Genomic DNA, 10,012 nt, shown 5'->3' with positions numbered 1-10,012 from the left:
TTTGTCACCCGAACCAGTGTCGCGGGCGATGACGGCTGTTTCGCGGATGCCGGGGCAGGCGGCGAGACGGGTTTCGATCTCGCCCAGCTCGATGCGGAAGCCGCGAATCTTCACCTGCTCGTCGATCCGCCCGAGGTATTCGAGCGTGCCGTCGTTGCGCCAGCGGCCGAGGTCGCCGGAGCGGTAGAGGCGTGCCCCGGGCGGGCCGAAGGGATCGGCAATGAAGCGCTCGGCGGTGAGGCCGGGGCGATTCAGGTAGCCGCGTGCCACGCCGGGCCCACCGATGCAGATTTCCCCGGGCGCGCCGAGGGGCACTTCGCGCAGCCGGGTGTCCAGCAAATGGATGCGTGCGTTGTCGATGGGCGTACCGATGGACAGGTCGGTGGGCGTCATGGCGGCGTTCATCGTTGCCGCCACCGTTGCCTCCGTCGGGCCGTAGGCATTGATCATGGTCCGCCCCTTGCCCCAGCGCTCCACCAGGGCGGGAGAGGACGCCTCGCCGGCGACCACGAGGTAGCGGACCGATGCCAGGCTGTCGTCCGGCATCACCGCCAGGGCGGCGGGCGGCAGGGTGAGATGGGTGATCCGTTCGCGCGCCAGCAGCGCAGTCAGCGGTGCGCCGGGCGTCAGCTCGTCGCTGGCGGCCATCACCAGGGTCGCGCCCGAAAGCAGAGGTCGCAGCAGCTCGGAAATCGCAGCGTCGAAGCTGGGCGAGGCGAACTGCAGCACGCGGCTCCCTGGCCCCAACCCGCACCGTTGTCGATGGGTGCTGACCAAGTGGGGCAGACCCCGATGGCTCACCACCACTCCTTTTGGCGTGCCGGTGGAGCCCGAGGTGTAGATGATGTAGGCCGCCTGTTCCGCCGAGAGGGCAAACCCCCGTGATTCATCGCCGGGGTTGTCGGCGGGCCTGTCCGCCAGTTGACGGGCGCAGGTGGGGTCGTCGAGCAGCAGGAGCGGGCCGTGGAAGTCCGGCAGGCCGGGCTGGAGGGTGCGGGTGGTCAGCAGGGCCACCGGGCGGGCATCTTCCAGCATGAAGGCGAGGCGGGCGTGCGGGTAGCCGGGGTCGAGCGGCAGGTAGGTGGCGCCGGCCTTGAACAGCGCGAGCATGGCGACCGCGAGTTCCGCGGAGCGCGGCAGGGCAACGGCAATCCGGTCCTCCCGGCTCACGCCCATCGCCAGCAACTGGTGGGCCAGACGGTTGGCGCGGCCGTTGAGCTCGCGATAGCTCAGCGCCTGATCGGCGAAGACCAGGGCGGTGGCATCGGGAGACCGCTCGACCTGGCGCTCGAAGAGAGGCGCAACGGGGCCTTCCTCGACCGGCGCAGCGCTGGCATTCCAGCGCTGCAGCAGATGCCTGTCGTGCGCATCCAGCAGGTCGATTTCGCCGATTCGGCGGTTTGGATCGGCCAGCATGGCGTCGAGGATGTTTCGCCACTGCCGGGCCAGGCGCTCGGCGGTGGGGCGCTCGAAAAGGTCGGTGGCGTACTCCAGGCTGCCGTGGAGTTCCACGGGACGGCCCTGGGCGTCCAGGCTCTCGCGCAGGTTGAACACCAGATCGAATTTCACCGCTGCCAGGCTTGCCGGCAGCGCTGCGGTCGTCAGCCCTTCGAGGGCGAGGCTCGTGTGCGAGCCATGCTGGAGGCCGAGCATCACCTGGAACAGGGGATGGGCCGATAAGGTGCGTGCCGGGTTCAGTGCCTCGACCAGCCGCTCGAACGGCAGGTCCTGGTGGGCATAGGCTGCCAGGTTTCGTTCACGGATGCGGCCGAGCAGGGTGGCTACGTCTGGATCGCCGCGGGTATCGATGCGTAGGGCGAGGGTGTTGACGAAGAAGCCCACCAGCGGGTCGAGCGCTGTGTCGGTCCGCCCGGCGAGAGGCGCGCCGATCACAATGTCGGTGCCGGCGCCCTGGCGTGTCAGCAGGATGGCCAGAGCGGCCTGCAGCACCATGTACAGGGTGGCGCCGTGGCGTTGGCCGAGAGCGGTCAATGGTGCATGCAAGCCCGGTGGAAGGTCGAGCGCCACCGAGTCGCCCCGGTGGCTCGGTCGGGCCGGCCGTGGGCGGTCGGGCTGGAGCCCGCACAGCTCCGGCACACCGTCGAGCGCCTGGCGCCAATAGTCGAGTTGGCGCGCCGCGAGGCTGTCCGGGGCGGCCGGGTCGCCGAGCAGGTCGTGCTGCCAGAGGCTGTAGTCGGCATATTGGATGGGCAGCGGTGGCCAGGCCGGCACCTGGCCTTTGCGTCGCGCCGCATAGGCGTGTGCCAGGTCGGCCGACAGCGGGGGAATGGACAGGCCGTCGGCGGCGATGTGATGGAGTGTCAGCAGCAGGGCGTGCTGCGTCGGCCCTAGGCAGAAGAGGGTGGCTCGCAGGGGGATTTCCCGCTCCAGATCGATGCCGTAGCGCGCCGCCTGATCGATGGCATCCCGCAATGCGGGCGGTGGCGAAGTATCCGGCTGTTCGGGCAGGCGGATGCCGGTGAGGTCGACACAGTCCAGGTCGGGATGGGCCTGTTCGGCAGGAAGAATGCGCTGGCAGGCGCCGTCCGGGGTTTCGACGAATAGCGTGCGCAGGCTTTCATGGCGCGTGACGAGATCGGCGAGGGCATGCTCCAGTGCGGCGCGGTCGAGTTCGCCGGACAGGCTCCAGCACACCGGGATGTTGTAGGTGGGGCCCGGCCCTTCGAGACGGTGGATGAACCACAGGCGTTGCTGGGCGAACGCCAGCGGGAGCGATCCGGGACGCGGCCGGGGACGCAGGGCGGGACGGGTTTCGCCGGTAGCGGCGTCGAGCCGTTGCGCGAGCTGGGCCACACTGGGCGCTTCGAACAGGGTGCGCAGGGAAAGATCCAGGCCCAGCGTCGAGCGGATGCGACTGACCAGGTGGGTGGCCAGCAGCGAGTGGCCGCCGAGATCGAAGAAGTTGTCGTCGATGCCCACCGTGGGGAGCCCGAGGGTATCGGCGAAGAGCGCTGCCAGGCTGTGTTCGCGGGGTGTCCGTGCCTCACGCCGGGCAGGCGAGGCGGTGAAGTCGGGGGCCGGCAGGGCCTTTCGGTCGATCTTGCCGTTGGCGGTCAGCGGGAGTGCGTCGAGCATGACCACGGCGGCCGGGACCATGTAGTCCGGCAGGCGCTCGGCGAGATGGCGCCGCAAGACGGCGGGATCGGGGCGGACGCCGTCGCACGGGACCGCATAGGCGATCAACTGCTGGCCGCCGGCTTGTGCTTCGCGGACAAGCACGACGGCCTGCGCGACGTCGGGGTGCTGCTCCAGCGCGGCCTGGATTTCGCCGGGCTCGATGCGGAAACCGCGAATCTTCACCTGATCGTCGATGCGGCCGAGGAATTCGAGGGTGCCGTCGTGGCGCCAGCGGCCGAGGTCGCCGGAGCGATAGAGACGTGAGCCGGGCGGGCCGAAGGGATCGGCGACGAAGCGCTCGGCGGTGAGGCCGGGGCGGTTCAGGTAGCCGCGCGCCACGCCTGGCCCGCCGATGCAGATTTCTCCGGCGACGCCGATGGGCTGCCGCCGGAGCCGATGGTCGAGGATGTGCACCTGGGTATTGCCCAGCGGCAGGCCTAGGGGGACGTTTTCCGCCACCGGGGCGGCGATGGGCAGGGCATGCGCCACGGCGAAGGTGGTGGTTTCCGTGGGGCCATAGACGTGTACCGTCCGGGTCGCCGGACAGGCGTCGAGCATGCGTCGGAAGGCCGCGGGCGAGGCGCGCTCGCCGCCGGTCCATACGGTGCGCAGGCTGGAGAGACTGGATGGAGCGCAGTCCATGACCAGGCGGAACAGCGCGGTGGTCAGGAACAGCGCCGTGATGCCGCCTTCGACAAGCGTCCGTTCCAGGCTAGCCGGGTCCAGCTCGCCCCCGGGCGCAGCCACCACCGTTCCTCCAGTCAGTAGGGGAACCCAGATTTCGTAGGTGGACGCATCGAAGGCATGGGACGAGTGCGCCAGTACGCAGGTATGGTCGCCTTCCTGCCAGCGTTGGTCGCCGACGAAGCTGGCGATGTTGCGGTGGCTGACGGCGACGCCTTTCGGTTTTCCGGTCGAGCCGGAGGTATAGATGACGTAGGCGAGTTGGTCCGCCGAGTAAGGGACGTCCGGGACCGTGGCGGGCCCGTGCGCCGTTTCGGCCTCGTCGAGGGTGACGATGCAGCCGGCGAGCCCTTCACCGTGGGCTCTATCGCGAACCAGCAGCACTTTCGCGGCGGCGTCTTCAACGATCCAGCGCTTGCGCTCTTCGGGGTAGCGGGACGACAGCGGGACATAGACGCCGCCGGCCTTGAGCACCGCGAGGATCGACACGACGAAATCGAGGGTGTCTTCGTGCAGCACGGCGACGGCGTCTTCCCGGGCGACACCGGAGGCCAGCAGGCGGTGGGCGAGCCGGTTGGCGCGGTTGTCGAGTTCCGCATAGGACATCCGGGTGGCGCCGGCGACCAGCGCCGTGGCGTCGGGATGCTCCAGCACACGCCGCGCGAACAGCGTCGGGATGGGCCATTCGTCCACCGCTTGCCGGGTATCGTTCCAGTGTTCCAACCGGTGGGTTTCTTCGGCATCGAGCAGGGCGATGTCGTCGATTCGTTCTCCGGGGGCGGCGGCCATGGCCTCCAATATTCGCTGCCAGCGTTCCGCCAGGTGTTCGGCGGTAGGGTGGTCGAACAAATCGGCGGCATATTCGAGGCGGCCATACAGGCCGGCCGGCTCGCCGCCGGGGCCTGTTTCTTCGCGCAGATTGAAGACCAGGTCGCACTTGATCGACGGCTGCTCTACTGGCTTCGGCGTGACCTGCAGGCCGGCCAGGGCGAGCCGGGGGAGTGCCATGTTCTGCAGCCCCAGCATCACTTGGAATACCGGATGTGCCGACGGCGTGCGATTCGGGTTCAACGCCTCGACTACCTGCTCGAAGGGCACGTCCTGGTTCGCATAGGCGGCCAGGCTCTGGTCGCGGACCCGCTTCAACAGGTCCGCCACCGTGGGATTGCCGTGGGTGTCGGTGCGCAGGGCCAGGGTATTGACGAAGAAGCCGACCAGCGGGGCGAGGGCTTGGTCGTCGCGCCCGGCCACCGGTGAGCCGATCACAATGTCCTGGCCCGCGCCATGTCGGCTGAGGAGGATGGCCAGGGCGGCCTGCAGCACCATGAACAGGCTGGCGCCATGGCGCAGGCCCACTTCGATCAGGGCACCGTGCAGTGCCGATGGAATCTGCAATACCAGTAAGCCGCCTCGTTGGCTGAGCTGGGCGGGGCGCGGACGGTCGGACAGCGGTGTGCAGAGATCGGGCAGGCCCGACAAGGCGTCTCGCCAATGAGCGAGTTGGCGGGCGGAGAGGCTGTCGGGGGTTTCCGGCGAGCCCAGCATGGCGTGCTGCCAGAGGGTGTAGTCGGCGTATTGGACCGGCAACGGTGCCCACTCCGGGGCCCTGCCGTTCCGGCGGGCGGCGTAGGCGGCCGACAGATCGGCCATCAGGGGGGCGATGGACCAGCCGTCGGCAGCGATGTGGTGCAGGACCAGCACTAGCAGGTGACGTTCCGGTGCGAGCCGCAGCAGGGCGGCGCGCAGGGGGATCTGCGTCGCCAGGTCGAACGGTTGGCTCGCCAACCGTTCCAGGATGTCCAGCGGATTGCCCGGTATGGCGAGCCGCTCGAGGGTGGGGCGCGCCTGGGCCGCCGGCAGGATGTGCTGGTGTGGGCCGGTTTCCGCTTCGGGGAATATCGTGCGCAGGCTTTCGTGGCGGTCGGTCAGGTCGCCCAGGGAGGCTTCCAGCGCATCGGTGTCGAGCGGGCCTTCGAGCAGCCAACCGGATGGGAGGTTGTAGGTCGCACCCAGGCCTTCGAGCTTTTGCAGGAACCAGAGCCGCTGCTGGGCCGGAGACAGCGGCAGGCGCTCGGGCCGTAGCGCCGGTGCCAGGCGTGGACGGTCAGCGGCCGTCGGGCTGCTGTCCAGTCGAGTGGCCAGCTCCGCGACGCTGGGCGCCTCGAAGAGCGTGCGGACCGACAGGTCCAGGCCCAGGACTTCACGAACGCGACCCGCCAACTGGATGGCCAGCAGTGAGTGGCCGCCGAGATCGAAGAAACTGTCGTCGATGCCGATATCCGATACGCCGAGGGTGTCGGCGAAGAGCGTCGCCAGGGTACGTTCGCGGGACGTGCGTGGCGAGCGGGAGTCTGCGCGGGCGGCGAAGGTCGGGACGGGGAGTGCCTGGCGGTCGATCTTGCCATGGGCGGTCAACGGCAGCGCCGGGAGCATCAGCACGGCGGCGGGGACCATATGGTCCGGCAGGCGCTCGGCGAGGAAGCGGCGTAGCGTCCCGGGCTGTGGATGCTGGCCGTCGGTGGGGACGGCATAGGCGACCAGCCGCTTGCTGCCGGGCGGATTCTCATGCAGATGGACGAGGGCCTGGGCCACGCCGGGATGCTGTTCCAGCAGGGTCTGGATCTCGCCGGGCTCGATACGGAAGCCGCGAATCTTCACTTGGTCATCGATGCGTCCGAGGAACTCCAGGCTGCCGTCGTCTCGCCAGCGGCCGAGATCGCCGGAGCGGTAGAGGCGTGCGCCGGGTGGGCCGAAAGGGTCGGCGACGAAGCGCTCGGCGGTGAGGCCGGGGCGGTTCAGGTAGCCCCGGGCGATGCCGGCGCCGCCGATGCAGATTTCACCAGGGGTGCCGAGGGGAACCTGCCGGAGTCCGGCATCGAGGAGGTGGATGCGGGCGTTATCGATGGGCGTGCCGATGGACAGGTCCGAGGGGCTCAGCGTGGCATTCATCGTCGCCAATACGGTCGCTTCCGTCGGGCCATAGGCATTGACCAACCGCCGCTGGCGGCTCTCCCAGCGCTCCACCAGGGCGGAGGAAAAGGCTTCGCCGGCAACGATGAGGCAGCGGACCGATGCGAGGCTGTCGTCCGGCATGACGGCGAGGACGGCGGGTGTCAGGGTGAGGTGCGTGATGCTTGCTCGTTCGACCAGCGCGGCCAGGGGGGCACTGGGCGTCAATTGCTCCGGAGGCGCCATCACCAGCGTGGCGCCGGACAACAGGGGCCGCAGCATCTCCGAAATTGCCGCGTCGAAACCAGGCGAGGCGAACTGCAGCACCCGGCAGCCGGGCCCCAGCTCGCAACGCCGTTGGTGGGTGCTGACCAGGTGCGGCAGGCCGCGATGAGACACCATCACACCTTTCGGTTGCCCCGTAGAGCCCGAGGTATAGATGATGTAGGCGGTTTGATGGGGTGTCAGTGTGAAGCCCCGCTCGCTGTCGCTGGGCGCGTGGGAAGGCTGTTGGGCGAGATCGGCCTGGCACTGGGCATCGTCGAGCAGCAGTGTACCGGCGGCATCGAAGGCGGGAAGAGCCTTCCGGTTTTCGCGGGTGGTCAGCAGCAGCGCCGGCTGGGCGTCGCCGATCATGTAGGCCAGGCGCGTGGATGGGTAGTCCGCATCGAGCGGCAGGTATGTGCCGCCCGCCTTGAGGATGGCGAGCAGAGCGATGGGAAGTTCCGGCGAACGGGGTAAGGCGACGGCAACCCGGTGTTCCCGGCCGATTCCCAGTTCGATGAGCCGATGGGCCAGCCGGTTGGCACGTTCGTCCAGCTCCGCATAAGTCAGATGCGTATCGCCGAAGACGACGGCTTGTGCATTGGCATGTTCGGTCACCTGCCGCTCGAAGAGTTGAGGAACCGGTAGTTCGTCGAGCGTTTGCGTGGTGTCGTTCCAGGCATTCAGCGGGTGCTTCTCGTCAGCACTGAGCATTGTCGAGATCCGGTCGGGAAGAAAGGCGGGTGTGGAGAGCATCGAGGATACGAGCGGTACAGGTCTGCACGTCGAACCGGCCGGTATCGACCGGCAGTGCTTCCTCTCCCGGTGGTTCGTAGGGCGCAGCGATTCCGGTCAGGCCGGACAACAGGCCGTCTTCCACCTGACGGTAGAGGCCCTTGGGGTCGCGGGCGCGGCAGGTTTCCAGCGACGCACAAACCCAGATTTCCAGCATGTTCGCGGGGCCGATGATGGTGCGGGCGAGTTGCCGGTCGGCGCGGTAGGGCGAGACGAGCGCGACGATGACATCCACGCCGGCGTCGTTAAGTATCCGTGCGACATGGGCGACTCGGCGTACCTGCTCCTTGCGGTCTTCGCGGCCGTATCCCAAGTCGCTGCTCAAGCCTTGGCGAAGCGTGTCGCCATCCAGGATGGCGCAGCGGTGACCGCATCGTTCCAGTCGCTCCTTCAGGTGGCCGGCAAGGGTGGTCTTGCCAGCTCCGGAGAGACCGGTCATCCAGAGCGTGGCGGGCTTGCGGATGTCCGCACGCGGGGTATGTGAGCTGTCAGCCATTCGCATGCTAGGCCTGCTTCGTGGTCGATTCGCCGGGTCGGAGCGGCGGTGGACGGAGCCCGGTCAGGAAAGGACCCGGCCAGTATTGAGGCGGTTGGGCGTTGCGGTGCCGGCCAGCGGTTGGATGGCCAACCGGTTGTCCGCCGGGTCGAGGCGGATGATGTTCGCCTCGCTGTAGTTCGGCTCGCGCCAGAAATTCAGGTATTCGGCGTGTTCGAACAGGTCCGGGGGCAGGACCGTGGGCCGTGCCACGGCCTCGGTATTGCGCTTGACGAAGTGCAGGCCGGGAGTGGACAGACCGTTGTCGAAATGAGGCTCGTCGTAGGTCAGGCTGTCGAAGCTGTGCTCGAAGGGCGACGTCCCTAGGAATTCATAGATCAGTCGAAGGGTTTCCTTCGGGAAGCGAGTCAGGTGGTCGTATTCCACCAGCAGGAGGGAGCGCGAATAGTTGCCGTAAACGGCCTCCTTGAGTGCGTTCAGTGCATAGCCGACGGTTCGGTTCGGCAAGAGCAGTGCCTGGGAGCGCGAATAGACGGTGGCGCGCTCTTCCTCGTTGTGGAACAAGCCGGAACGCTCGAAGACGTTGCGCTGTACCAGCGTTTCGAAGCTATCCAGGACGCCGGCTACGCTTCTGACCAGGCAAATCACCCGGACGTCATCGAACAGTTCATGAAGCAAGGGCAGGCGCGCACACCAGCCTCGGTTGGTATCGAAGATGATGCCGCGCTCTTCGTCCGCATAGAACGAGTCGAATACACCCCGGAGGATGCGGCGGCGCCTTTCCGGCGTCACCAGGGGCCCATCTTCGCCGTTCGTCTCCACCAGGATGGACGAAAGAATCCGTGCCAGCGGGCTGCTCATGCGGGCATAGACGTTCGGATTCTGCCGCAGAATCGCGGCCAGTAATGTCGAGCCGGAGCGGGGAAGGCCCGCGATGAAGTGGAATGTCTTGTTCATGATTGGGAGCGCTAGGAATGTGGGAGGCGAGGCCTGGGTGGGCGAGCGTGGGAAACACGATGTGCTTGGCCTTCCTGCGTGGCGTCGGACGGCCTGACGGAACCGGTGGGGGATTTCAGCACCATGAAGCCCCCGGATCAGCAGGGCTCTTCGCATTTGCTATGAGATGCGGGTCGCGGATGTGAGCGTGTCCGTCTCGTTGCCTCGGTTTCTAGTAGCCGAGTCTGACAGGCCGAGATGGATGCGATGGGGACGAGGGCGTGGCGAGAAGTGTGACGCGCTTGGCGCGACGATAGAGAGCGGCCGAGTTGGCCGCACGCGTCGGTGGGCTCAGGCTTTCTGTTCGGCCTGCCAGGCTTCGACGACTTCCTGGGCGGCGCGGAAGGCGTCGATGGCGGCCGGTACGCCGGCGTAGACGGCGCAGTGCAGCAGGGCTTCGCGGATTTCCTCCGGCGTACAGCCATTGTTCAGCGCGCCGCGCACGTGGCCTTTCAGTTCCTGCGGGCATTTCAGGGCGGTGAGCGCGGCCAGGGTGATCAGGCTGCGGGTCTTGCGCGGCAACCCTTCGCGGGTCCAGACGCCGCCCCAGGCGTGTTCGTTGACGAAGTCCTGCAACGGTTGGGTGAACGCGGTGGCCGAGCCCATGGCGCGCTCGACGAAGGCCTCGCCCATCACCTCGCGGCGGACTTGCAGGCCCTGTTCGCGGTTTTCGCTCATGTGCGTGCTCCT

4 protein-coding genes are annotated in these 10,012 nt (G+C 67.7%); all 4 read right to left on the bottom strand.

Annotated features, from left to right (window positions below; genetic code table 11):
• Positions 1–7,749, bottom strand: a 7,749-nt coding sequence (locus BZL41_RS09775) for a non-ribosomal peptide synthetase (protein ID WP_143518054.1), incomplete at its 3' end; no start/stop codon positions are given.
• Positions 7,736–8,332 carry an adenylyl-sulfate kinase gene (gene cysC, locus BZL41_RS09770; RefSeq protein WP_095599113.1) on the bottom strand — a complete coding sequence of 199 codons (597 nt, stop codon included), beginning with the start codon at positions 8,330–8,332 and terminating at the stop codon, positions 7,736–7,738. The genes cysC and BZL41_RS09775, both read right to left, overlap by 14 nt.
• 57 nt (positions 8,333–8,389) lie before the next feature.
• Positions 8,390–9,283 carry a sulfotransferase gene (locus BZL41_RS09765; RefSeq protein ID WP_095599112.1) on the bottom strand — a complete coding sequence of 298 codons (894 nt, stop codon included), beginning with the start codon at positions 9,281–9,283 and terminating at the stop codon, positions 8,390–8,392.
• Positions 9,284–9,613: 330 nt separating this feature from the next.
• The gene (locus BZL41_RS09760) at positions 9,614–10,000 is read right to left on the bottom strand and encodes a carboxymuconolactone decarboxylase family protein (protein WP_095599111.1); all 387 of its coding nucleotides are present in this window, start codon (positions 9,998–10,000) and stop codon (positions 9,614–9,616) included.
• Positions 10,001–10,012: the final 12 nt, after the last annotated feature.

This window comes from Pseudomonas sp. PIC25 (genome assembly GCF_002286785.1).
In the GTDB taxonomy this organism is placed as follows: domain Bacteria; phylum Pseudomonadota; class Gammaproteobacteria; order Pseudomonadales; family Pseudomonadaceae; genus Pseudomonas_M.
This window is presented reverse-complemented; position numbering and strand designations above follow the sequence as displayed.

Bases quoted from the DNA above. Each gene is read 5' to 3' on its own strand.
- cysC (WP_095599113.1), bottom strand. From the start codon at position 8,332: ATGCGAATGGCTGACAGCTCACATACCCCGCGTGCGGACATCCGCAAG.
- BZL41_RS09765 (WP_095599112.1), bottom strand. From the start codon at position 9,283: ATGAACAAGACATTCCACTTCATCGCGGGCCTTCCCCGCTCCGGCTCG.
- BZL41_RS09760 (WP_095599111.1), bottom strand. From the start codon at position 10,000: ATGAGCGAAAACCGCGAACAGGGCCTGCAAGTCCGCCGCGAGGTGATG.